This window comes from Bacillus sp. ISL-78 (genome assembly GCF_018613455.1).
Taxonomy (GTDB): domain Bacteria; phylum Bacillota; class Bacilli; order Bacillales; family DSM-1321; genus Peribacillus; species Peribacillus frigoritolerans.
In genome coordinates this window covers 62,875-87,203 of record NZ_JAGGQC010000004.1, presented here as the reverse complement: position 1 = coordinate 87,203, position 24,329 = coordinate 62,875, and the positions used below count along the sequence as shown (strand labels likewise).

At 43.1% G+C, this 24,329-nt stretch carries 20 protein-coding genes; 3 read left to right on the top strand and 17 right to left on the bottom strand.

Annotated elements, in window-relative coordinates; genetic code table 11:
• Positions 1–21: 21 nt before the first annotated feature.
• The 7 genes from rpmE to J7I96_RS05895 all read right to left on the bottom strand — a co-directional run bounded on the left by rpmE (position 22) and on the right by J7I96_RS05895 (position 6,825).
• Positions 22–222, bottom strand: a complete 201-nt coding sequence (gene rpmE, locus J7I96_RS05925) for a 50S ribosomal protein L31 (protein WP_034315847.1) — start codon at positions 220–222, stop codon at positions 22–24.
• 149 nt (positions 223–371) lie between these two features.
• Positions 372–1,661 carry a transcription termination factor Rho gene (gene rho, locus J7I96_RS05920; protein ID WP_034315849.1) on the bottom strand — a complete coding sequence of 430 codons (1,290 nt, stop codon included), beginning with the start codon at positions 1,659–1,661 and terminating at the stop codon, positions 372–374.
• A 321-nt stretch (positions 1,662–1,982) separates the two neighbouring features.
• Positions 1,983–2,945, bottom strand: coding sequence for a class II fructose-bisphosphatase (gene glpX, locus J7I96_RS05915; RefSeq protein WP_034315852.1), 963 nt, complete (start codon positions 2,943–2,945; stop codon positions 1,983–1,985).
• A gap of 99 nt (positions 2,946–3,044) precedes the next feature.
• On the bottom strand, positions 3,045–4,328 hold the full coding sequence (locus tag J7I96_RS05910; RefSeq protein ID WP_034315853.1) for a UDP-N-acetylglucosamine 1-carboxyvinyltransferase: 1,284 nt from the start codon (positions 4,326–4,328) through the stop codon (positions 3,045–3,047).
• 208 nt (positions 4,329–4,536) lie between these two features.
• Complete coding sequence (gene fsa / locus J7I96_RS05905) at positions 4,537–5,187, bottom strand: fructose-6-phosphate aldolase (protein WP_034315855.1); 651 nt, start codon at positions 5,185–5,187, stop codon at positions 4,537–4,539.
• 161 nt (positions 5,188–5,348) lie between these two features.
• Positions 5,349–6,206 carry a class II fructose-bisphosphate aldolase gene (locus tag J7I96_RS05900; RefSeq protein WP_048683519.1) on the bottom strand — a complete coding sequence of 286 codons (858 nt, stop codon included), beginning with the start codon at positions 6,204–6,206 and terminating at the stop codon, positions 5,349–5,351.
• 247 nt (positions 6,207–6,453) lie between these two features.
• A complete protein-coding gene (locus J7I96_RS05895) occupies positions 6,454–6,825 on the bottom strand; it encodes a response regulator (protein ID WP_034315860.1) in 372 nt (123 codons plus the stop codon).
• Between the two features lie 311 nt (positions 6,826–7,136).
• Between J7I96_RS05895 and J7I96_RS05890 the strand changes: the two genes are divergently transcribed.
• Positions 7,137–7,667, top strand: a complete 531-nt coding sequence (locus J7I96_RS05890; protein WP_063595704.1) for a DUF2529 domain-containing protein — start codon at positions 7,137–7,139, stop codon at positions 7,665–7,667.
• Between the two features lie 249 nt (positions 7,668–7,916).
• On the opposite strand, the gene J7I96_RS05885 is transcribed toward J7I96_RS05890, so the two are convergent.
• From J7I96_RS05885 to J7I96_RS05840, 10 genes are all read right to left on the bottom strand, one after another.
• The gene (locus J7I96_RS05885; RefSeq protein ID WP_214922153.1) at positions 7,917–9,524 is read right to left on the bottom strand and encodes a CTP synthase; all 1,608 of its coding nucleotides are present in this window, start codon (positions 9,522–9,524) and stop codon (positions 7,917–7,919) included.
• A 411-nt stretch (positions 9,525–9,935) separates the two neighbouring features.
• On the bottom strand, positions 9,936–10,520 hold the full coding sequence (gene rpoE / locus J7I96_RS05880; RefSeq protein WP_214922151.1) for a DNA-directed RNA polymerase subunit delta: 585 nt from the start codon (positions 10,518–10,520) through the stop codon (positions 9,936–9,938).
• A gap of 205 nt (positions 10,521–10,725) precedes the next feature.
• Complete coding sequence (locus tag J7I96_RS05875) at positions 10,726–10,896, bottom strand: hypothetical protein (protein ID WP_214772379.1); 171 nt, start codon at positions 10,894–10,896, stop codon at positions 10,726–10,728.
• A 138-nt stretch (positions 10,897–11,034) separates the two neighbouring features.
• Positions 11,035–14,301 (bottom strand): fused isobutyryl-CoA mutase/GTPase IcmF, encoded by a 3,267-nt coding sequence (icmF, locus tag J7I96_RS05870; RefSeq protein WP_214772381.1) that lies wholly within the window; start codon positions 14,299–14,301, stop codon positions 11,035–11,037.
• Positions 14,302–14,331: 30 nt separating this feature from the next.
• Complete coding sequence (locus J7I96_RS05865) at positions 14,332–14,964, bottom strand: TetR/AcrR family transcriptional regulator (protein WP_095396251.1); 633 nt, start codon at positions 14,962–14,964, stop codon at positions 14,332–14,334.
• 108 nt (positions 14,965–15,072) lie between these two features.
• Complete coding sequence (locus J7I96_RS05860; RefSeq protein WP_214922149.1) at positions 15,073–16,212, bottom strand: acyl-CoA dehydrogenase; 1,140 nt, start codon at positions 16,210–16,212, stop codon at positions 15,073–15,075.
• 26 nt (positions 16,213–16,238) lie between these two features.
• Positions 16,239–17,375: an acyl-CoA dehydrogenase gene (locus J7I96_RS05855; RefSeq protein WP_214772384.1), complete on the bottom strand. Its 1,137-nt coding sequence runs from the start codon at positions 17,373–17,375 to the stop codon at positions 16,239–16,241.
• Between the two features lie 35 nt (positions 17,376–17,410).
• Positions 17,411–18,262, bottom strand: a complete 852-nt coding sequence (locus J7I96_RS05850) for a 3-hydroxybutyryl-CoA dehydrogenase (protein WP_214772386.1) — start codon at positions 18,260–18,262, stop codon at positions 17,411–17,413.
• Between the two features lie 33 nt (positions 18,263–18,295).
• On the bottom strand, positions 18,296–19,486 hold the full coding sequence (locus J7I96_RS05845) for an acetyl-CoA C-acetyltransferase (protein WP_214744521.1): 1,191 nt from the start codon (positions 19,484–19,486) through the stop codon (positions 18,296–18,298).
• Between the two features lie 197 nt (positions 19,487–19,683).
• The gene (locus tag J7I96_RS05840) at positions 19,684–21,813 is read right to left on the bottom strand and encodes a (Fe-S)-binding protein (RefSeq protein ID WP_214772613.1); all 2,130 of its coding nucleotides are present in this window, start codon (positions 21,811–21,813) and stop codon (positions 19,684–19,686) included.
• Between the two features lie 291 nt (positions 21,814–22,104).
• Here J7I96_RS05840 and cls point away from each other — a divergent pair, with 291 nt between their 5' ends.
• Together cls and uvsE are read left to right on the top strand one after the other, a co-directional pair.
• Positions 22,105–23,307 (top strand): cardiolipin synthase, encoded by a 1,203-nt coding sequence (cls, locus tag J7I96_RS05835; protein ID WP_251025281.1) that lies wholly within the window; start codon positions 22,105–22,107, stop codon positions 23,305–23,307.
• A gap of 28 nt (positions 23,308–23,335) precedes the next feature.
• Entirely contained in the window at positions 23,336–24,289 is a 954-nt protein-coding gene (gene uvsE / locus J7I96_RS05830) for a UV DNA damage repair endonuclease UvsE (RefSeq protein ID WP_214772388.1), read from the top strand.
• Positions 24,290–24,329: the final 40 nt, after the last annotated feature.

The window sequence follows — 24,329 nt, the reverse complement described above, 5'->3', positions numbered from 1 at the left end:
CTGTTTTTTAAAAAGTCCGGCTTATTTAATACCGTATTTTTTGTTGAAACGATCAACACGTCCGCCAGCTTCAGCGAATTTTTGACGACCAGTATAGAATGGATGGCACTCTGAACAAGTCTCAACTTTGATCTCTTCTTTAACTGAACCAGTTTCAAAAGTGTTTCCGCAAGAGCAAATTACTTTTGAAAGCTTATAATTTGGATGAATTCCAGTTTTCATTCTTTTCATCTCCTTATGCCCTGAATCATTCGAAACAGAGTTATATACTTCAAGTTGAGGGAAAAGCACCCTCACATTTATTGTAAAAACACATGAACTCATTATAACAACTTAAGACTAGTTGTGCAACTGTTTGTTTCTTACAGGGTTTAAGAACGTTTTACGCTCGCTGGACCCTTTTTCATTTCTGACATCTCTTCATCCAGCTTACTGAAAAATTCTTCATTGCCTTTTGTCTGTTTTAGACGGCGAAGGAATTTCTCCGAGAAATCAGGCGAATCTGACATCGTTTTCCTAATGGCCCATAGTTTATCCAGGCGATCTTTCGGAATTAACAATTCTTCTTTACGCGTGCCTGAGCGACGAATATCGATTGCCGGGAAGATCCGTCTTTCGGCAAGGGCACGATCTAGATGCAGCTCCATATTGCCCGTACCTTTAAATTCTTCATAAATGACATCGTCCATTCTTGAACCTGTATCAACCAAGGCTGTAGCAAGGATCGTCAGGCTGCCGCCTTCCTCGATATTCCTCGCCGCACCGAAAAAGCGTTTCGGACGATGGAATGCAGCAGGGTCAATACCCCCTGATAGTGTACGCCCGCTCGGCGGAATGACAAGGTTGTAAGCACGGGCTAGGCGAGTGATGCTGTCCATCAAAATGATGACATCCCGTTTATGCTCCACAAGGCGCATGGCTCGTTCCAACACCAGCTCAGCCACCTTGATATGGTTTTCCGGCACTTCATCGAAAGTTGAACTTACCACGTCTCCGGCGACGGAACGTTCAATGTCTGTCACTTCTTCCGGGCGTTCATCGATCAACAGCACAATCAATTCCGATTCGGGATGGTTTGTGGTTATCGCATTGGCAATTTCCTTGATGAGCATCGTTTTACCGGCTTTTGGCGGTGCAACAATCAGACCACGCTGTCCAAAACCGACCGGTGCAAGGACATCCATGATCCTGGTCGATAAGTTCTTCGGTGTCGTTTCCAGTTTAATTTGCCTATTAGGATACAGCGGTGTTAAACCTGGAAAGTGGACACGCTCTTTAGCTGATTCCGGATTATCGCCATTGACCGCTTCAACATGCAGCAATCCATAATAGCGCTCGTTTTCTTTTGGAGGCCTTACCTTACCGGACACTTTATCTCCATTTCGCAAATCGAATCTGCGGATCTGTGAAGCCGAAATATAAATATCCTCCGAGCTTGGAGAGTAATTAATTGGACGCAGGAAACCGAAGCCCTCTGAAGGGATGATCTCTAAAACGCCCTCCATGAATAGGAGACCATCCTGCTCAGCTTGCGCTTTCAGGATAGCGAAAATAAGTTCCTTTTTGGAAAGTTTGCTGTAATAGGAAACTTTATATTCACGAGCGTGCTCATAGAGATCCTTAAGTTTCATGTTTTCTAAATTAGAAATAGTTAAATTCATTATGACACCACACTTTTATTAATTAAACGTTTTCACCCATACTGAAAAAGAATTGGTTTGTTAGATGGAAGAAAAACCGCAATCCATGTACCCGACCAGAGTTTTCTTAGAAAGGATGATACATTTTTACATGTAAAGAAGAAAATTATTTGAAGGCTTCTTGAAGTTTGGAGTGAAAGGGCAGATTTTAAATAATTAATAGTAGACCAAGCTTTATTTTACTTTTTTTATTTTAATTATTCAACTTAAATTTTTTTAAAGAGAAAGCGAGCGATTAAACCGCTCGCTTTTTAAAGAAGTGATTTTTTCTAAAAATCGCTATCAGTCAATCAAACCATTCGGTTTAATCTTAAGACTGTGACGCCCATCAATGAATCGAACGGTACCAGATTTAGCACGCATGACTACGGATTGCGTTTCGCCGTAATGCCCTTTAAATTGTACACCGCGTAAAAGTTCCCCGTCAGTCACACCCGTTGCCGCAAAAATTGCATCATCTCCGCGAACAAGATCTTCCATTCTGAGGACTTTTCCTAATTCAAGGCCCATTTTCCCACAGCGCTCCACTTCTTCATCAGTATGAGGAACGAGCTTACCTTGAATTTCCCCTCCAAGGCACTTCAAGGCAACGGCTGCAATGACTCCCTCTGGAGCTCCGCCAGATCCGAATAAGATGTCAACACCGGTAAGATCGAAGGCCGTATTTATCGCTCCTGCGACATCTCCATCGTTGATCAACTTGATACGTGCCCCTGCCTCACGAAGTTCATGAATGATCTTCGAATGACGATCGCGGTTCAATACTGTTGCAACCACATCTTGGATATCTTTATTTTTTGCCTTGGCTACCGCTTTCAGGTTGTCCAACACGGAAGCATTAATATCAATCTGACCAACCGCCTCGGGTCCGACAGCTATTTTATCCATATACATATCCGGGGCATGAAGCAAGTTCCCCTTATCGGCTATCGCCAATACAGCCAATGCATTCCAGCCGCCAGATGCAACGATGTTCGTTCCTTCTAATGGATCAACCGCAACATCCACTAGTGGCCCAAGACCAGTGCCAAGTTTTTCGCCGATATAAAGCATTGGCGCCTCATCCATTTCCCCTTCACCGATTACAACCGTCCCTTGCATGGGAATAGTATTGAAAACATCCCGCATCGCAGTTGTAGCTGCATCATCCGCTTCGTCTTTCTTTCCTCTTCCCATCCAACGAGCTGAATTTAGTGCCGCCGCCTCTGTTACGCGGACTAGCTCCATCGATAAACTTCTTTCCATTTCCGGTTCCCCCTCATGTACACTAGCATGATTTATTTATATATTAGTATAACACATTATATCATATATAGTAACACAATGAGGTAACAAGAAAAGGGATCAGCTTTTAAGCTGCTCCACTTCTTCCTGCGTCATTTCTTCACGCCAAATCGTCGCTCCCAAACCTGAAAGTTTTTCAACAAGATGGCTATATCCGCGATCTATATGTTCAAGCCCGGTCACCTCTGTAATCCCTTCTGCCATTAAGCCGGCAATTACCAGAGCTGCTCCGGCACGTAAATCGCTTGCCTTCACTTTTGCCCCATGAAGTTGGACAGGACCATCGACGATGCCTGCTCTGCCCTCGACTTTGATCTTAGCATTCATGCGTCGCAGTTCATCAATATGCTTAAATCGTGCCCCGTATATCGTATCGGTCACCATGCTAGAACCGCTTGCTTTTGTTAAAAGGGAAGTGAAAGGTTGCTGAAGATCTGTTGGGAAGCCAGGGTAAACCAACGTCTTGATATCAACGGATTTATAATTTTCTCCCGGTGAGACAAATATCTGGTCATCACCCGCTTCAATATTGATCCCCATTTCCCTCAATTTGGCAGTCAATGACTCCAAATGCTGGGGAATGACATTATCGATCAGAATCCCTTCACCGACAGCAGCGGCTAAAATCATGAAAGTACCGGCTTCAATCCGATCCGGTATGATCGTATGCTTGCAACCATGCAAACTTTCCACACCATCAATACGAATGATATCCGTTCCAGCACCCTTAATTTTCGCTCCCATATTGGTCAACAATGTGGCGACATCGATGATTTCCGGTTCTTTCGCAGCGTTTTCAATCACAGTGCGGCCTTTCGCCAAAACGGCGGCAAGCATGATGTTGATCGTTGCCCCTACACTAACGACATCCAAATATATGCGTGCTCCCCGGAGCTCGTCCGCCCTAAGGTAAATGGCTCCTTGTTCATTCGTCACTTGTGCGCCAAGTGCTTCGAACCCCTTAATATGCTGATCTATCGGACGGGGTCCTAAATGGCAGCCTCCTGGCAAGCCGATCACTGCCTTTTTGAATTTACCAAGCATTGCCCCCATTAAATAATACGAAGCACGTAACTTCTTGACCCTGCCATTCGGAAGAGGCATTGAAATCATCCTGCTGGGGTTGACTGTCATCTGTCCTTCGTCAAAGGACACCTCACCGCCAATTTCCTCCATTAACTCTTTCAGCATCTGTACATCCGAGATATCAGGCAGGCCTTCAATCGTTACGGGAGAGTCCGCCAAAATTGTTGCCGGAATAAGGGCAACCGCACTATTTTTTGCTCCGCTGACACGAATGCTTCCCTTTAGAGGATAGCCACCGGCAATTTTAAGTTTTTCCATAATAAACTCCCTTCCACGCTAAGCACTTAGAAGCTACTTCCAAAAAGTAATATTTTACCACAAGAAATTTGCATAATCCGACAACATTTACTATCTAGTTCTTTAGTTTACACAAAAGTAGAAAATTCATGTAAAAAAAGATAAAAATTTCTAATTTATGTTAATTTTATTAAAACAGTGCAATCTATAGCGACTTAGCGGCAAGGCATTATGCTTCTGTACGTGAATTCCAATCATTCAAGAAAGCTTCAATCCCTTTATCCGTTAATGGGTGGTGGAATAATTGCATTAAAACTTTATAAGGAATCGTTGCAATATGTGCTCCTTTAAGAGCCGCTTCTGTAATATGCATCGGATGGCGGATGGAAGCTGCAATGATCTCAGCATTGATATCATGGATTGCAAATATGTCAGCAATATCCGAAATTAAATCCAAACCATTTTGGCCGATATCGTCCAAGCGTCCTAAAAATGGCGATACATAAGTTGCTCCTGCCCTAGCTGCCAATAATGCTTGGTTGGCACTGAAAATAAGCGTGACATTTGTTTTAACACCTTGTTTTGTAAGTGCTGAAACAGCCTTCAAGCCATCTGGAGTCATTGGCACTTTGATCGTGATATTAGGTGCAATCGCAACAAGCTCCTTGGCTTCTGCCATCATTCCTTCAAAATCAAGCGCAATGACTTCAGCAGAAACGGATTCCTTAACAAGGCTTGTGATTTCTTTTAACCGGTCATGGAAAGAAACTCCCTTTTCCCTGGCAACAAGAGATGGGTTAGTCGTAACACCTGCTAGAACGCCAAGTTCGTGCGCTTGTTTGATTTCTTCCATATTTGCTGTATCTATAAAGAATTTCATAAAATATCCTCCGTATGTAATCGATTTTTTATTTCTCTATTGAATTCTAATTGTTCGAAAAATAGAGATCGGATTAAGCCTGCATCTAAAAGAAACCATTAGGGGGGAGCCCCCCAATGGGAATATTGCCTTACATTTAAAGGGATGGAACCCTTTTGGAATTATGCTTTGCCGTTTGAACCGAATTCACGAATTTTGCCGATGACCGTTTCTTTAATAGCTTCACGGCCAGGAACCATGTATTTACGAGGATCGTACACTTCAGAATCGTTATTCAGGATTTCACGAACCGCTTTTGTGAACACAATTTGATTTTCCGTATTCACGTTGATTTTTGATGTTCCAAGAGAAATCGCTTTTTGGATATCTTTCGTAGGGATGCCTGTACCGCCATGAAGAACAAGAGGTTTGTTCGTTAAATCCCGTACTTCTTCCATTTCTTTATAGCCTAGGTTAGGTTCACCTTTGTATGGTCCGTGAACGGATCCCAAAGCTGGAGCAAAACAGTCTACATTCGTTTCTTTAACCAACTGCTCACATTCTTGAGGGTCTGCATATACGACTCCATCAGCGATTATATCATCTTCTTGTCCGCCAACCGTGCCCACTTCCGCTTCAACCGAAACGTTCCGTGCGTGAGCGAATTCGACAACCTTCTTGGTTGTTTCGATATTTTCTTCAATTGGATGATGTGAAGCATCGATCATTACTGAAGTGAATCCCGCTTCGATGGCTTCCTTACATTTATCATAACTTGAACCATGGTCAAGGTGAATGGCCACAGGAACAGTGATTTTCATGTCTTCCAACAAACCTTGAACCATCATGACAGTCGTTTTAAAACCACCCATATGACGGGCAGCACCTTCGGAAACACCAAGGATGACTGGAGATTTTTCTTGTTCAGCAGCAGCTAGGATAGCTTGAGTCCATTCAAGGTTATTGATATTGAATTGACCTACTGCATATTTTTCATCAAGAGCTTTATTCAGCATATCTTTCATAGAAACTAAAGGCATTTGATTTCCTCCTACTAGTGGATGTTTATTTTTAAAGTTAATTCTTTCTAGATATTCCCTAAAACCAAAGTAGCATACGCTTTATAATTCAGAATATCTCTTCTCTTTTAGCATATCAATACATCAAAAAAACAGCAACAATTACAACTGTACCATGTCTCAAATTTTATTCCAAAAAAACACGGCCCATCTAAAAAAAGATAGCCGCGGCAATTTCCCCGTCAATAATATTAAATTTTCAAGACCGTTAACTGGATTGAATCGGTAAGTATTCACGAACGGCTTTTCTAATATCATCAATATCAAACGGCTTTGCAAAGTGTGTCATTGCCCCTAAATCCTTTGCTTCTTGAATCATATCAAGTTCACCATATGCCGTCATGATTATGACCCGGATGTCCGGATCGACGACTTTCATCCTTTTCAAGATTTCAATGCCATCCATTCCCGGAATCTTCATATCCAGCAATACAAGATCGGGTGAATGATTATTTAGCACTTCCAAGGCTTGAATGCCATTAGCTGCTTGAAATGTTTCATACCCTTCTTTATGTAACACCTCGTTCAATAAAATACGAATCCCGAATTGATCATCAACAATCAATATTTTCCCTGGCATTTTATCACCTCTCCCCTTCCCGATTCATCCATTAAATATATTAGCCTATTCGGCCATATTACCCGAAAAAGGGTAGTTACATAGATTGCGTTAAATTACTTGACCAACGCATTTATTCATTCATGATATCTATGTTCATATTCGATAATTGTAACAAAATTCCTGCTGTATGGCTAAAAGGAATTTTAATTTTTTTGTTTTTTCGACCGATTTAGTCAATTCAGCCCTTTGGACCAAAAGCCCTGAAACCTGTCAATGCAAAGGAAAGTCCTTTATAATAAGTATATTATTTTTTAAAGGAGTCCCTGATCATGTTAAAAATTTTCTCGACACAGATAAGCGGTTTATTTAAAAAAATGATTGAAAATGAAGCCTTTGAAATGGAGGATGCCGGACGCCTGCTGGCTCAGGCTGTGGTTGGGGACGGTTCTGTGTTCATTCACGGTTTTGGTGAAATGCAGGGCGTCACTGCCGAGGCATTGAATGGGGAAGAACCCTTTCCTAAGGCAAAAAGCTATGATTTAAGTGAAACAATTTCCAAGGAAGATCGATTTCTTATATTCAGCCGCCATTCGGACGATTCAGAAGCATTGATGCTGGCAAAACAACTCAAGGAAAAAGATATCCCATTTGTTGCGGTTTCTACATCCGTCCCTTCCGAAGAAGATTCTCTTTTGGAGTTGGCTGACGTACATATTGATTTACGCATCCAACGGGGATTGATTCCCGATGAAACCGGAAATCGATATGGGTACCCTACCCTCCTTACCGCTCTTTTCGCTTATCATGGAATTAAATTCACTCTTGAAGAAATCATAAAAGAATATGAAGATGAAGAATGATGAATTCATTTTTCAAAAAAAATATCCTTCATCAAATGATGGTCCCGAACCCACTGACCACTCTCTAAATGTTAAAACAAATTTGATTGGAGCGGGTGTGCGGGACTCATGCGGGAAAGCGCGTCTAAGCGGTGCTTGGAGTGGCCATCAACATCCTAAGTACAATCCATAAAAAAACTGCAGGCAAACTCGATTTTCTTCAAGTTTGCCTGCAGTCTGAAACAGCCACATGGGCTGTTTTTTTGTTTATTAACGATTTTCGCCGTTCTTTAATGACATACCGACAAAGTCGCGGAATAGCGGCTGTGGACGGTTAGGACGTGACGTGAATTCCGGATGGAATTGGGAAGCCACAAACCAAGGATGATCTTTCAGTTCAATGATTTCGACTAGACGACCATCTGGACTTGTACCGGAGAACACGAATCCTGCCTCTTCCATAGCTTGACGGTAGTGGTTATTGAATTCATAACGGTGACGGTGACGTTCATAAACAACCTCGTCATTATAAGCTTCGTATGCTTTAGTACCTTCAATAAGCTTACATGGATACAGACCAAGACGCAGTGTTCCGCCCAAATCTTCTACATCCTTCTGCTCAGGAAGAAGATCGATGATTGGATCAGGAGTATTCTCCTTAATTTCAGCTGAATGAGCTTCTGGCAATCCCAGGACGTTGCGTGCATACTCAATGGACGCCAACTGCATGCCTAAGCAAATTCCAAAGAATGGTTTTTTTGTCGTGCGGGCAAATTCAGTCGCTGCAATTTTCCCTTCGATTCCACGATCTCCAAAACCTCCAGGTACAAGGATTCCATCTGCATCTTGAAGAAGTTCTGCAACATTTTCTTTAGTTACATCTTCGGAATTCACCCAGTCGATTTCAACATCTGCATCAAATGCGTAACCAGCATGCTTAAGTGCTTCCACTACAGAAAGATAAGCATCTTGCAATTCAACATATTTTCCGACTAAAGCGATTTTCGTTTTCTTTGATAAAGAAGTAACCTTTTTGACTAGTTCCTTCCAATCTTCCATATCCGCTTCGCCACAGTCCAATTGCAAGTGATCACAAACGATTTGGTCCATATTTTGTGCTTGAAGCGCTAGAGGGATGGAGTAAAGTGTATCTGCATCAAGACATTCGATAACAGAATTTTTATCGATATCGCAGAATAAAGCGATTTTATCCTTCATATCTTGTGAAATCGGGCTTTCTGTACGTGCAACGATGATATTTGGCTGAATGCCAAGACTGCGTAATTCTTTAACACTATGCTGTGTCGGTTTTGTTTTCATTTCACCTGCAGCTTTGATGTAAGGAACCAGTGTACAGTGGATATACATAACATTATTGATGCCGATATCACTCTTGATTTGGCGAATCGCTTCAAGGAATGGAAGAGACTCGATATCCCCTACAGTACCGCCAATTTCAGTGATGACTATGTCGGCATTCGTTTCATTGCCTGAACGGAAAACCCGTTCTTTAATTTCATTCGTGATATGGGGAATGACTTGAACCGTTCCACCTAGATAATCGCCGCGGCGTTCTTTTCTCAGGACGGTTGAATAAATTCTGCCTGTAGTCACATTGCTGTGTTTACCAAGGTTGATATCGATGAAACGCTCATAGTGCCCCAAATCCAAATCCGTTTCAGCACCATCATCCGTTACAAACACTTCACCATGTTGATATGGACTCATCGTACCAGGATCCAAGTTGATATAAGGGTCAAACTTCTGGATCGTAACATTCAATCCCCTATTTTTTAATAATCTGCCTAAAGAAGCGGCCGTAATCCCTTTTCCCAAGGAAGAAACTACTCCACCTGTCACAAAAATATATTTTGTCATCTTATATCCTCCTAATAGAATGTTTTCTTCCAATTCAGTTCTTCACATCATTAGATCGGAACCTGAATCAAATCTTCCGCCACATGAGCGGTTAAAAGCTAAAAACCGTAACCAGTACAAACCATTAATCACTTAAAGGTCTTTAGTGAGAGTCATGCAGGATACATGAACAAGAATAAACTTCCTTAAATGACAGTTAACATAAATATGTTCTCTATAGTTTTTACAATTCTACGAGAAATCATTTTTAAAAATAAAAAAATGATGTCATTTATTCATTCCATCATTAAAAACAAAAACGCTCCGCTTACAAAAAAGTAAGGGAGCGATATAATTTAATCATTGTGTCCTTTTTTAAGGAGCCCAAAAATGATTCTACAAATTTCGCCTTAAAAAGTCAAGGGCGATTATTTATTTCTCATCCTCTTCATTCAAGTCATCCAAGTCATCTTCGTCTTCATCCTCATCATCTTCCAGGACAAATGCATCATCTTCGATTATTTCTTCTTCCAGATCGTCGTCATCATCCACGTCATCATCCAAAAGCACTTCGTCGATGACTGGAGAACCTAGAATATCATCATCGTCGTCATCTTCATCCTCGTCCAGATCATCGATATCTTCTTCAAAGTCAAGGTCTTCGTCTTCAAGTTCATCGAAATCATCGATGACGACAGCAGCCTTTTTGGCTTTCTTTTTCTTTTTAGGTTTTACAACATGTACGACTTCTTCTTCGATTTGGTCAACCGGGTACCATGTTTTCAATCCCCAGCGGTTGTCTCCAAGTGAAGTGAAACGGCCGTCCACATTTAAATCCGTATAGAATTGGGCAATTTTCTTTTCCACTTCCGCTTTGGATAAATGGTGCAGTGAAGCTAATTCACTAATTAAGTCTTTAAATGGAATCGGTTCATTTCTTTCAACTAACAAATCATATGCCATCTCTATTAAGGACATTTCCAATAATTGCTCTTTTGAGTATTGTTTTAAACTCAAATTCCGCACTTCCCTTCTCTATTCAAACACTGAATTCCGTGTTTTTTCACATAAAAAAATAATCTAAAACAGTAGTTCGATAAAATAACGACAATTCCTGCTAGACATATACTCCATTATAAACAATCTAAATGGGTTTATGCTAGTTCTATATGATACTTTCACAGATTTACCTTATTGTCTATCATTCACAGGAAACCAAAAGCTAAAGATCATTCCTTTTTTTCTTTTTCGATTTCTGACGATAGGCTGCCGCAAAAAAGACAACAGTCAGGATAAAAAAAGAAATGGCTCCCAATTGATGCTCATACAGCTCAAATAAAAAAATGATGGCAAGAATGTAACCTATGATCAACCCAATCATTTTCAGGTTCATTTTCTCAACTCCAGTAGGGCTGATTCTTCATTTTTGCCCCTTTTCCAAATAATTATAAGGTAAAATCTTCATTTTGTTAAAAAAGACGGAAATTATATAAAAAAAGGGCCCCTAAACGTTCGGAGCCCCCTTCTAAGTTTACATATTTCTTCGATATTGACCGCCTACATCATATAACGCCCTCGTTATCTGACCCAGACTGGCCACCCTCACGCAGTTCATGAGCTCAGCAAAGATATTTTCCCCATTCATGGCTGCCGATTTCAGTTTAGTTAACGCTTCATCCGTGAACTCCTTATTCCTTTCCTGGAATGCCCGGAGATTTATGATTTGCCCTTCCTTTTCTTCCTTGGTTGCACGGGCAATTTCCATGCTGTTCACCGCTTCTTCGGAAGGAGGATTTGGATTCAAATACGTATTGACACCGATGATCGGCAATTCTCCCGTATGCTTTTTCATTTCGTAATGCATCGATTCATCCTGGATTTTCCCGCGCTGATACTGCGTCTCCATTGCACCCAGCACACCGCCACGATCATTGATGCGATCGAACTCTTGCAGGACGGCCTCTTCGACTAGATCCGTCAATTCCTCCACGATGAAGGCACCTTGCATCGGGTTTTCATTTTTTGAGAGACCATGCTCCTTCGTAATGATCATTTGGATGGCCATTGCCCGGCGCACGGATTCTTCAGTAGGCGTCGTGATGGCTTCATCGTACGCATTTGTATGCAGGGAATTACAGTTGTCCTGCAGGGCCATTAAAGCTTGAAGTGTCGTTCTGATATCATTAAAATCAATTTCTTGGGCATGAAGCGAGCGCCCGGAAGTCTGTATATGATATTTGAGCTTCTGGCTGCGGTCGTTCGCACCATATTTATCCCGCATGACTGTCGCCCAGATCCTTCTTGCCACCCTCCCGATCACCGTATATTCCGGGTCGAGCCCATTTGAGAAAAAGAATGACAAATTCGGGGCAAAGTCATCAATATTCATTCCGCGGCTTAAATAATATTCGATGTAAGTAAAGCCATTCGCTAATGTAAAAGCCAGCTGTGAAATTGGGTTGGCACCCGCTTCTGCAATGTGATAGCCAGAAATGGATACAGAGTAATAGTTCCTGACTTTCCGATCGATGAAATAGGCTTGAATGTCGCCCATTAACCTTAGAGCAAATTCCGTAGAGAAAATGCATGTATTCTGGCCTTGGTCCTCTTTCAGAATATCCGCCTGAACAGTTCCGCGGACCGTCTGAAGCGTATAAGCCTGCACTTCTTCAGCTTCGGCGTCTGTAAGGGGACGTCCTAGCTCTTCTTCTTTCCGTTGAATCTGCTGATCGACTGCCGTATTCATATACATGGCCAAAATGATTGGTGCCGGTCCATTGATTGTCATGGATACAGAGGTTGAGGGGTGGCAAAGATCAAAACCTGCATACAGCTTTTTCATGTCATCCAACGTGCAGATGCTGACTCCGCTTTCCCCTACCTTTCCATAGATATCAGGCCGGTGATCAGGGTCCTCGCCATATAAAGTTACTGAATCGAAAGCCGTGCTTAGCCGTTTAGCAGTATCATCCTTTGATAAATAATGAAAACGCCTGTTGGTACGGTCGGGCGATCCTTCACCGGCAAATTGCCGCTTCGGGTCTTCCCCTTCACGCTTGAATGGAAAGACTCCCGCTGTGTAAGGGAAGAAGCCCGGAACGTTCTCACGAAATACCCATCCCAAAATCTCTCCATAATCCACATATTTCGGCAGTGATACTCTCGGAATCATTAACCCTGATAAACTTTTCGTTTTCAGCTTTGTGACGATTTCTTTATCCCTGACTTTCGTTACAAACTGTTCTCCTGCATACTTTTCTTTTAAATCCATCCATCCAGAAAGGATTTTTTTAGATTCAGGTGATAAATTCGAAGCGGTTTCCTTTTTCAGTTTTTCTAAAGAAGCCACCATATCGCCATCATTATCATTTTCCTTAACCGCATCAATGGCTCCTTCAAGCTGGAAAAGCCTCCGGGCAATACGCACTTGTTCAGCGGCACGCTTATGATACGATCTGACCGTATCACTGATTTCACGTAAATAATACCGGCGGTCAGTGGGAATGATGACATTTTGCTTGTAAACATCCGCTTCTTTCGAAAAGGCCGTACTCCAAGCCGTTCCTGATTTTTCATTAAGCTTTTCAATCAGTGCAGCGAATAATGCATTGGTGCCTGGGTCATTGAATTGGGAAGCGATTGTACCGTATACTGGCATTTCAGATGGATCTTGATCAAAAAGCGTACGGCTTCTTTGGTATTGCTTTTGCACTTGGTTTTTTGCATCCTCGGAACCTTTGCGCTCGTATTTGTTAATGACTATCAAGTCTGCATAATCAATCATATCAATTTTTTCAAGTTGCGAAGGGGCACCGAATTCACTCGTCATTACATACATGGATACATCGCATATTTCGGCGATTTCTGCATCGCCCTGACCGATCCCGCTCGTTTCAACGATGATTAAATCGAAGCCTGCTGCCTTCACGACGGAAATGGCATCCTTTATCGCCAAAGACAGCTCACTTTTTGAATGGCGCGTGGCTAGGCTCCGCATATAAACACGCTCTGAAAAGATCGAGTTCATTCTGATCCTGTCACCAAGCAGGGCACCTCCCGTTTTCTGTTTGGTCGGGTCTACGGATAGAATGGCGACTCTCTCGTCCGGAATTTCGTTAATGAACCTCCGTATCAATTCATCAGTCAATGAACTTTTTCCAGCTCCGCCAGTCCCCGTGATTCCCAGAACAGGAACTTTCTTTTCTGAAGTCTTGATCTGCTCAAAAAGACTCTCCACCGCTGCCGCTGATTCCTGTGAAACATCGAGTCTATTTTCGGCAAAGGTAATGAATTGGGCAATGGCATTCGTTCCCCCGGCAATCAATTCATCAAAACGTTCCTGTAAAGATGGTTTGACTGTCGAGAAATCACACTCCTCCATCAAAACGTTTATCATTCCTTGAAGCCCATATTCCCGCCCTTCATCAGGTGAAAAGATACGGGCAATCCCATAATCATGGAGTTCTTTAATTTCCCTAGGGATGATGACCCCGCCACCGCCGGCAAAAATCCGAATGTGCCCGGCTCCCTTTTCCATCAGCAGGTCATACATATATTTGAAATATTCCACATGTCCGCCTTGGTAAGATGACATGGCTATGCCTTGGACATCTTCCTGGATGGCCGCATTCACGATTTCTTCCACCGAACGATTATGACCTAGGTGAATAACTTCCGCCCCGCTGGACTGAAGGATTCTCCTCATTATATTGATGGATGCATCATGTCCATCAAATAAACTCGAAGCTGTAACGAATCTAATATGGTTCTTCGGTTTATACACCTCAACTGTACTCATTTAGCTCCTCCTTATTGAAACTTATTTATATCAGTGCTTTTTGGAACCCGATACATTTTGAATCAATAATTGCGTCTGCAGTTCAACATACTCTTGAAGCGTGTACTGTTTATGCAAAGCCCATCTTCTAAAACTCCACATCTGTCCCTGTACGAAAATATTATGTGAAACAAGGCTTATTTGTTTTTCCGTTAATGATAGCTCCCCATTTTCGACACATTTCGTTATCACTTTTTCGAACATGCCCACCATCCGAAGTTCTTTGTTCAGAACATATGGTAAAGCATCTTTCGTCAGGGCTTTCACTTCCTGATACATGACAAGAACTTCGTCCTGCATATCATCCATCACTTTATAAAAATAGGCGATCGTCAACTTCAAGCTTTCAAGTGTCCCATCACTCTGTTCTATTTCCTTCTGAAGCTTTTCCTGGACTTCATCATAGATAAAGTCACAAACGAGATATAAAATATCTTCCTTGGTCCGGATATACTCGTATAATGTGCCAATGCTAAAGCCTGCCGCTTTGGCAATTTCCCTGGTAGTCGTACGATGAAATCCCTTTTCTTTAAAAAGGGTCACCGCTCCTTTAATCATTTGAGTACGCCTTTTTTCAACCAGCCGCTCATCCTTTACAGATGCAAGAACCTCTCTTTTTTCCATTTCCAAACTCCTTTTGAAAGCCCATCATTCAACCATTGATATTCTGAAGAAATTGAAAAGGGAATTCCGGTAAAGGCAGAGCCTCATCGGAAAACCGCAGTTTCAACCCTATTTAGTAACCATCCGTGAGATGACCAGCTTTTGAATTTCCTGTGTACCTTCATAAATCTGCGTTATTTTCGCATCGCGCATATACCGCTCCACCGGATAATCTTTTGTATATCCATAGCCCCCGAAAACCTGTACGGCCTCCGTCGTCACTTTCATTGCTGTATCTCCTGCAAAAAGTTTGGACATGGCCGACTCTTTCCCATAAGGAAGGCCCACTGATTCCAACCAGGCAGCCTGATAGGTTAATAGCCTTGAAGCCTCAACACCCGTTGCCATATCCGCCAATTTAAAACCGATTCCTTGCTGTGCAGAAATTGGCTTGCCGAATTGGACGCGCTCTTTTGCATAATCAACCGCGGCATCCAATGCACCTTGGGCTATCCCTACAGCCTGGGCTGCAATTCCATTACGGCCGCCATCAAGCGTCATCATCGCGATTTTAAAGCCTTCCCCTTCTTTTCCAAGGAGATTTTCTTTAGGAACACGGCACTCATCAAAGATGATTTCCGTAGTCGGTGATGAACGGATTCCAAGCTTCTTCTCTTTTTTACCAACACTGAAGCCCGGGAAGTCCTTTTCAATGATAAAAGCACTCGTTCCTTTTTGCTTCGATTCAGGATCTGTCAATGCAAAGACGACATATGTATCCGCAATCCCGCCGTTCGTAATGAAGATTTTGGAACCGCTGATAACATATTCATCACCCACAAGCTTTGCAGTCGTTCTCATCCCTCCGGCGTCTGAGCCTGAGCTAGGCTCAGTCAGGCCATATGCACCGATTTTTTCACCCTGTGCCATCGGGCGAAGGTATTTTTGTTTTTGTTCTTCAGTGCCAAACTTATATATCGGCCATCCTGCGAGCGAAGTATGGGCTGATAAAGTCACCCCAGTAGAAGCGCAAACGCGGGAAAGTTCCTCAAGCGCTATGCAATACGCTAAGTAATCACTTCCAATTCCGCCGTATTCCTCAGGCCACGGAATCCCGGTCAATCCAAGTTCAGCCATTTTATCGAAGATTTCACGGTCGAATCGTTCTTCTTCATCCCTCTCGGCAGCAGTCGGAGCCACTTCATTCTGGGCAAAGTCGCGCACCATTTTCCTGATCATTTCATGTTCTTCCGTTAGTTTGAATTGCATGGCAATACCTCCTAAATTTCTCGTAATTATAGACTTTTACTGATGACCATTCTCTGTATTTCGCTTGTACCCTCATAAATTTCAGTTACCTTTGCATCCCTGAAATATCGTTCGACAGGATATTCCGTCGTGTATCCATAGCCTCCGAACACCTGGACTGCTTCTATCGCCACATCAACAGCCGTCCTCGAAGCGAATAGCTTAGCCATTGCCGCCTCTTTACCGCACTTCAATCCCTGTGAGCGTAAATATGCCGCTCGATAGACAAGTAACCTTGAAGCTTCTATACTCGTTGCCATTTCGGCCAGTTTGAAACCGATCCCTTGCTGTTCTGCAATTGGTTTTCCGAATTGCTCCCTGCTTTTTGCATATTGGACAGCATGTTCCATAGCACCCTCAGCAATTCCCAGCGCTTGAGCGGCAATCCCGATCCTTCCAGCATCCAAGTTGGCCATGGCGATCTTAAAACCTTCACCTTCTTTGCCAAGGAGATTGGCTGTAGGGACTTTCATATCTTCAAATGTTACCTGCACGGTGCTCGAGCCATGAAGGCCCATTTTACGTTCGTCTTTACCGATGATTAGGCCTGGCGTCCCTTTTTCTACGACAAAAGCAGAGATTCCCTTGCTTCCCTTTTGTGGGTCGGTTGAAGCAAAAACAATGAACACATCCGCTTCCCCGCCATTGGTGATGAAAACCTTGGACCCATTTATCCGATATTGTCCGCCTTCCTTTACTGCTACTGCCTTCGATTTCAAACTCGCAGCATCGGAACCTGAGCTTTGCTCAGTCAAACAAAAGGCCCCTAAATTTTTACCAGCGGCTAACTTAGGCACATACTTCCGCTTCTGCTCTTCCGTTCCAAAATAAACGATTGGATTTGTGCCAACAGATGTATGAACCGACAGTATGACACCGAGAGTGGGACTTACTTTGGAAATCTCATTGATGGCAATGATATATGACATGAAGTCCATACCCGCGCCACCGTATTCTTCTGAAATCGGAATTCCCATCAAACCAAGCTCACCCATTTTTTGCAGAATCGTTTTTGGAAACACGCCTGTTTCCATTGCCTCGATATGAGGAGTGATCTCTTTCTCCGCAAAAGCGCTTACCATTTTCCGCATCATTTCATGTTCTTCGGTAAACTTGAACTCCATCCTTCATCCCTCCCTGGCTGCACATCTTTCCAAGATTAGTTATATTCATAAAAGCCCCGTCCTGATTTCTTTCCTAACCACCCAGCCTTTACATATTTCCTTAACAGCGGACACGGCCGGTATTTATCGTCTCCCAGTCCGTGGTGAAGGGTTTCCATTATATACAAGCATGTATCCAGGCCGATGAAGTCAGCTAGCGTAAGCGGGCCCATCGGATGGTTCATTCCCAGTTTCATTACGTCATCGATCGCTTCTTTAGTAGCGACGCCCTCATAAAGTGTAAAGATGGCCTCATTGATCATCGGCATTAAAATCCGATTCGCTACAAAACCTGGAAAATCATTGACTTCCACAGGTACCTTATTCAAGGATTCCGCCATCTTTTCAACCTCTTGATAAACTTCATCCGCCGTAGCAAGGCCGCGGATGACCTCAACCAGCTTCATGACTGGAACGGGGTTCATGAAGTGCATGCCAATTACCTTTTCCGGCCTTTTCGTGGCAGCGGCTATCTCGGTAATCGGAAGCGAAGAAGTATTGGATGCAAGAATGACGTGACGGGGCGTGATTTCATCCAACTCGGCGAATATTCTTGTTTTAATTTCCATGTTTTCCACTGCCGCTTCAATCACTAAATCTACCGCAGCTGCATTTTTCAAATTCGTTGAGGAAGTAAGCCGGGAAAGGATTGCATCCTTCTCCTCGGATTCCATTTTCCCTTTTTCAACCTGCCGGGATAGGTTTTTGGTAATAGTCCCTAACCCCTTTTCTACATACTCATCTTTTAAATCGTGTAAAAGAACTTCATAACCGCTCATTGCACAGACCTGGGCAATGCCAGATCCCATCTGACCCGCACCAATGACCATCACTTTTTGAATGCCCATGGGAATATCCCTCCTCATTTATCTATGAAACTATTATCCTTGCTTAGGCACTTCTATTAAAATGGCATCTCCCTGACCGCCGCCACTACAGATCGCTGCGATGCCCAATCCCCCTCCGCGGCGTTTCAGTTCATGCATCAGCGTAATGATGATGCGGGCACCACTCGCCCCGATTGGGTGGCCTAAAGCTACAGCCCCTCCGTTTACATTCACTTTTCCCGGCTCGATGTTGGCAATTTTGCCACTGGCCAATGCAACCGCTGCAAATGCTTCATTCACTTCAAACAAATCAATTTCCTCTATCGATTTACCTGTCTTCTTCAGAAGTTCATTTATGACCAGACCTGGCGTTTTAGGGAAGTCCTTTGCTTCCACTGCCACTTCTGCATGAGCTAAAATATAGGCAAAAGGCGTCTTCCCTTCTTTTTCCGCACGTTCCTCGCTCATCAATACGAGTGCACCCGCCCCGTCATTGACACCTGGTGCATTACCCGCCGTAATGGTCCCCTCATTATTGAAAGCCGGACCTAGTTTAGCCAACTTTCCGGCAGATGTATCTTTTCTTGGGGCTTCATCATGTTCGATGGTAATTGGTTCGCCTTTTCGGACCGGCACCTGTACGGAAATGATCTCTTCTGCAAGAATTCCGCCATCGATTGCTTTTATCGCTTTTTGGTGACTCTCGTAAGCCCAGCTATCTTGTTCCTCACGGGTGATTTCAAGATCCTCGGCTGTACTGTTACCGTAAGTCCCCATATGGACACCCGTAAAACTGCAGCTAAGTCCATCCGATATCATCGTATCCTTCAGTTCCCCATCACCCATCCTTAGGCCCCACCTTGCTTTCGGAAGAATATAAGGTGCATTGCTCATCGATTCCATACCGCCGGCAACAATGATTTCTTCTTCACCCAAGCGAATGATTTGATCAGCCAATGTGACACTGCGAAGTCCTGATGCGCATACTTTATTAATAGTTTCCGTTTTCACTTCCCAAGGCAATCCAGCATGACGGGCTGCCTGGCGGGACGGTATTTGGCCTTGGCCTGCTTGAAGCACATTCCCCATGATGACCTCGTCCACTTGGCTGCCTTCAACCCCTGCCCGAACAAGTGCCTCTTTGATTGCTATTCCGCCAAGTTGTGAAGCCGTCAAACTGCTAAGGCCACCGCCGAATTTACCAAAAGGTGTTCTCACACCGCTAATAATCACTGTTTTCGCCATCATTATTTCCCCCTATAAGTAACATTGATTGAACGCTCGCTCAATTTGGAGTTAAAAAAATAGTGTTGTAAGCGCTTAATATTATATTATATTACACATTTTTCTCAAAAATGAAAATATTTAGTTTGTAAATATTGAAAATATTGCCTGCTTCCATTTGAATCTCATTTAGAGGAAGCAGGCAATTCCATTTAAAATTAAGAGGCAATCGATTTATTTTCACCAATGACCGCTTTTTCGAGTAGTTCAGCTACATCATACGTTTTAACATTTTCCTCAACTTCTTTTGCCTTCGTCCCATCAGATAGCATGGTCAAACAATAAGGACATCCTGAGCTGATCACTGTTGGACTGACGGCCAGCGCTTGTTCGGTACGGGCCACATTAATGCGGTTTCCAGTTTCTTCTTCCATCCACATCAAACCGCCTCCAGCTCCGCAGCACATACCCTTCTCACGGTTACGCTCCATCTCAATAAGTTTCACTCCATCAATGGATTGTAAGATTTCACGCGGCGGACTGTAAACTTCATTGTACCTTCCCAAGTAACAGGAATCGTGGAATGTAATCGTCTCATTCACCGGATACTGCGGCACCAGCCTGCCTTCACTGACAAGTTTGGCCAACAGCTCAGTATGGTGATACACTTCCGCTTCCAAACCAAAATCCGGATACTCATTCTTAAAGATATTGTATGCATGCGGATCGATCGTCACGATTTTCGTTATTTCATTCTTCTGGAATTCTTCAATATTTTTCATGGCAAGTTCCTGAAACACAAACTCATTACCCAATCGCCGTGGAGTATCCCCTGAGTTTTTCTCCTTATTTCCGAGAATTGCAAATGTGACGCCCGCTTCATTCAATAATTTAGCAAAGGAAAGGGCAATCTTCTGGCTTCGGTTATCGTAAGACCCCATTGAACCCACCCAAAATAAATACTCGAATTCTTCGTCTGCCTTTTTTAATTCCTTCACGGTTGGGACGCTGACATCTTCCCGAAGGCTTCGCCAATCTTCTCTCTCTTTACGGTTCAATCCCCACGGGTTCCCTTGACGCTCGATATTCGTCATGGCACGCTGTGCATCGGGATCAAGTCTGCCCTCAGTAAGAACTAGATAACGGCGCATATCAATGATTTTGTCGACATGTTCGTTCATAACCGGGCATTGATCTTCACAGTTCCGGCATGTGGTGCAAGCCCAAAGTTCTTCTTCCGTAATGACTTCGCCAATCAGGCTCCGACTGTAAGCTTCTGTTGCTGCAGCTGATTCCTGCGCCCCCTGCGCGGCACCAGCCAAAGCGATCTTATTTCCCTTCGTATTTCCAAAAACAAAAGACGGCACCCATGGCTGCTTCGTTGTAACGGCAGCGCCTGTATTTGTTAAATGGTCACGCATCTTGATTATGATGTCCATCGGGGACAGCATTTTCCCGGTACCTGTAGCAGGGCACATATTCGTACAGCGACCGCACTCCACACAAGCATAGAGGTCCACCATTTGATATTGCGTCAAGTCCTCGATATATTTGGCACCGTAATATTGATTGCCTTCTTTGTCGAATATCTCTTCTTCCAAATCAACCGGTTTCAATTTCCCCGGATTATCCAGACGATTAAGGAATACATTTATAGGACCGGCAATCAAGTGAGCGTGCTTAGATTGCGGGATATAAACAAGGAAAGATAATATGATCAGTAAATGCAGCCACCAAGCTACATAAAAAACGACGGTTGCCGCTGTTGTCCCCATCCAGCCGAATAGAAATGCGATGCTCGATGCGACTGGCTCTGACCAGGTTGCATCGTGTCCATGCCAGATCATCCCCATTCCATTCCCCAGCAATACGGTGATCATGATACCGGTAATGAAGATGACAACCAAACCTGCTTTGAAATCCCTTTTCAAGCGAACAAGCTTTTCGACATAACGGCGGTATGCCGCCCATAGGATTGCAACAAGAACGGTAAGCGTCACAATTTCCTGGAAGAATGTAAAGGCCGGATAAACAGGGCCAAACGGTAAATGCCACCCCGGTCTTAAGCCTTTAACGAAAAAATCAAGTGCGCCAAATTGCACTAAGATGAAACCATAAAATAACAGAGCATGAATGATCCCGCTCTTTTTATCTTTAAAGAGCTTCTTCTGTCCAAATACATAAATCCCTATTTTGACAAGACGATCTTTCACACGGTTATCGAATTCCACTTTTTTGCCAAGTTTTATATAAGCAATACGAGTCTTTATCAAATAGACAAACAAACCGGCGGCGTAAGCGGTTACAAACAGGAATGCAACTAAGTTGATCCACAGTAAACCATTCATTTCCATGCAGTCTTTCCCCCTCTTTAGTAAATTGCAAAATGCCAGGTATCATTATGGGAAATTTGGCATTTTTCTGAAATTTGATTAATTCCATTATATAATGAATGAGCATTCAGTCAACTTTTTTCTTTTAAAAACCATTTAATTTTTCTGCCCCTTAACTATATAATTCGACAAATCCATGCATTACCCTTCTGCATTATAAAAAAATGAAGGCCCTTTCCCACTTTTTAATGGTTACTGACAGGGAATTAGAGCCAAACTAAATATAATCATTTAGGGGGGGTTTTTTTGAAGATAATCACTACGATTGCCTCTATATTTTTATTGATCTTCACGTGGTGCTGGGTTGATCTTAAGGTAGGGCATAAGCGTTATTTGAAGCACGCAACCAACATTAAATATCCGCCTCGTAACAGCGAAATGACTGTATTCACATCAGGGGAAATCCTGTTTGAAGATTATATCAAGGAAGTCAGGCAAGCTCAGGATTCCATCCATATCCTTTTTTATATAGTGAAAAATGATAAATTCAGCAAGGACTTTTTGAAGTTACTGCAGTCAAAAGCGGAAGAGGGCGTGGAAGTGCGGCTTTTAGTCGATTGGATAGGGAGTAAAAAGATGTCCCGCCAGACCATTCAGGAGCTGACTGAAAGCGGCGTTCACTTTTCTTTCAGCTTTAAACCGAAACTCCCCTTCCTTTTTTATACTATACAAAAAAGAAATCACCGTAAGATCACGGTGATAGATGGAAAAATCGGCTATCTTGGCGGCTTTAATATCGGTAAGGAGTATATAAACCAAGGGGAGAAGTTGAACCCATGGAGGGATTACCATTTAAAAATGACCGGGGAGGGTGTAAAGGACCTTCAGGAAGTCTTCCTCTCGGATTGGTTCTATGATACAAATGAGGATTACAGAGGAACACCTTCCTATTTTCCGACATTGACTCCCGGGACGCAGGCCCATCAGTTTGTCGTCACGAATGGCAGTGATCTTGAACAGTCACTGACACACATGATTCGTCAAGCGACTAAAAAAATCATTATCGGGACTCCATACTTCATTCCCAGTGAAACTTTATTTCAGGAATTGAGGGAAGCCCTTGCACGCAATGTTTCCGTTACGGTCATCGTACCTGAAATTTCAGACCATGCCCTTGTAAAAGAAGCTTCTTTTCCCTACTTTCGGGCACTAATAAAAGACGGGGCTGAAATCATGCAATTTCAAAGAGGGTTCTACCATTCTAAAGTGATACTGATCGATGATATAATGTGTGATATCGGTACGGCTAATTTTGATAAACGCAGTTGTTTTTTAAATAGTGAAATGAACTGCACCGTATTTGACCGGACATTTATAAAAGATGTTGAAAGGGAATTGGCAGTGGACCTGGCCGAATCCAAGCCGCTGAACGGGGATGCTCTTTCCAGCATGAATGTAGTCCGTTCAGCAAAAGAATCGCTGGCTTCCATCCTTTCTCCTTTTCTTTGACAACCCTTTGCTCAAGGAGAAAAAAATAATGAAAATAAGATTTGGGTTCGTATCCAATGCCACCTGTTTATGGGAGGCTTCTCCGGCTAAGACACTTACTTTCAAGCGATATAGCATACTTGGCGCAGAAAAAGGAATGGAAAAGCTCCTGGATGTGACAAGGCAGAACATTGAAAATACCTTAAGGGTCCTTCAATATAACACGGCACACCAAATAGAAGTATACCGGATGTCCAGTTCCATTGTTCCTTTAGCCACACATCCCGAAATCGAATGGGATTTCGTCACTCCTTTTAAGAAAGAGTGGAAACAGCTTGGCGATTGGGCCACAGCACACAAGATGAGGCTCAGCTTTCATCCCAATCAGTTTACGCTATTCACCAGCCCGAAGCCCGAGATCACACAAAATGCAGTGAAAGATATGGAGTTCCATTATAAAATGCTTGATGCAATGGGCATTGCGGACACCTCTTTCATCAATATCCATGTCGGTGGGGCCTATGGTGATAAAGAGTCCGCCCTAGTAAGGGTTCATGACAACCTTAAATCGCTGCCTATGCACATCAAGGAAAGAATGACTTTGGAGAATGATGATAAAACCTATACAGCATCTGAAACCCTCGGTGTATGTAAAAGGGAGGGCATTCCACTTGTATTCGATTATCATCATCATCTCGCAAACCTTTCAGATGAGCCGCTTAACGAGCTGCTCACCGAGGTGTTCACGACTTGGAATCAAGCAGGAGCGGTACCAAAGATCCATATTTCATCCCCAAAATCCGCAGGTGAATTTCGCTCGCATGCAGATTATATCGATTTGGACTTCATCATGCCCCTTTTTAAAGTGCTTAAGGATCTTGGACAGGACGTGGATTTCATGATCGAGGCCAAGATGAAGGATCGGGCAATGTTGCAGCTGATTGAAGATATGGCTAGGATTCGAGGTGTAAAAAGGGTGAGCGGCGGAGCCATTGAGTGCTAATTAACCCAAAAAAAGCGGCTGTTTCGCTAGAAACAGCCGC

What these genes read in the sequence shown, in the direction of transcription:
- J7I96_RS05865 (WP_095396251.1), bottom strand. Translation starts at nt 14,964, where the DNA reads ATGGAAAAAAGAGAGGTTCTTGCATCTGTAAAGGATGAGCGGCTGGTT.
- J7I96_RS05860 (WP_214922149.1), bottom strand. Translation starts at nt 16,212, where the DNA reads ATGCAATTCAAACTAACGGAAGAACATGAAATGATCAGGAAAATGGTG.
- J7I96_RS05875 (WP_214772379.1), bottom strand. Translation starts at nt 10,896, where the DNA reads ATGAACCTGAAAATGATTGGGTTGATCATAGGTTACATTCTTGCCATC.
- J7I96_RS05910 (WP_034315853.1), bottom strand. Translation starts at nt 4,328, where the DNA reads ATGGAAAAACTTAAAATTGCCGGTGGCTATCCTCTAAAGGGAAGCATT.
- uvsE (WP_214772388.1), top strand. Translation starts at nt 23,336, where the DNA reads ATGAAAATAAGATTTGGGTTCGTATCCAATGCCACCTGTTTATGGGAG.
- J7I96_RS05890 (WP_063595704.1), top strand. Translation starts at nt 7,137, where the DNA reads ATGTTAAAAATTTTCTCGACACAGATAAGCGGTTTATTTAAAAAAATG.
- glpX (WP_034315852.1), bottom strand. Translation starts at nt 2,945, where the DNA reads ATGGAAAGAAGTTTATCGATGGAGCTAGTCCGCGTAACAGAGGCGGCG.
- J7I96_RS05845 (WP_214744521.1), bottom strand. Translation starts at nt 19,486, where the DNA reads ATGGCGAAAACAGTGATTATTAGCGGTGTGAGAACACCTTTTGGTAAA.
- J7I96_RS05900 (WP_048683519.1), bottom strand. Translation starts at nt 6,206, where the DNA reads ATGCCTTTAGTTTCTATGAAAGATATGCTGAATAAAGCTCTTGATGAA.
- rpmE (WP_034315847.1), bottom strand. Translation starts at nt 222, where the DNA reads ATGAAAACTGGAATTCATCCAAATTATAAGCTTTCAAAAGTAATTTGC.
- rho (WP_034315849.1), bottom strand. Translation starts at nt 1,661, where the DNA reads ATGAATTTAACTATTTCTAATTTAGAAAACATGAAACTTAAGGATCTC.
- fsa (WP_034315855.1), bottom strand. Translation starts at nt 5,187, where the DNA reads ATGAAATTCTTTATAGATACAGCAAATATGGAAGAAATCAAACAAGCG.
- J7I96_RS05850 (WP_214772386.1), bottom strand. Translation starts at nt 18,262, where the DNA reads ATGGGCATTCAAAAAGTGATGGTCATTGGTGCGGGTCAGATGGGATCT.
- J7I96_RS05885 (WP_214922153.1), bottom strand. Translation starts at nt 9,524, where the DNA reads ATGACAAAATATATTTTTGTGACAGGTGGAGTAGTTTCTTCCTTGGGA.
- J7I96_RS05840 (WP_214772613.1), bottom strand. Translation starts at nt 21,813, where the DNA reads ATGAATGGTTTACTGTGGATCAACTTAGTTGCATTCCTGTTTGTAACC.
- J7I96_RS05855 (WP_214772384.1), bottom strand. Translation starts at nt 17,375, where the DNA reads ATGGAGTTCAAGTTTACCGAAGAACATGAAATGATGCGGAAAATGGTA.
- icmF (WP_214772381.1), bottom strand. Translation starts at nt 14,301, where the DNA reads ATGAGTACAGTTGAGGTGTATAAACCGAAGAACCATATTAGATTCGTT.
- J7I96_RS05895 (WP_034315860.1), bottom strand. Translation starts at nt 6,825, where the DNA reads ATGCCAGGGAAAATATTGATTGTTGATGATCAATTCGGGATTCGTATT.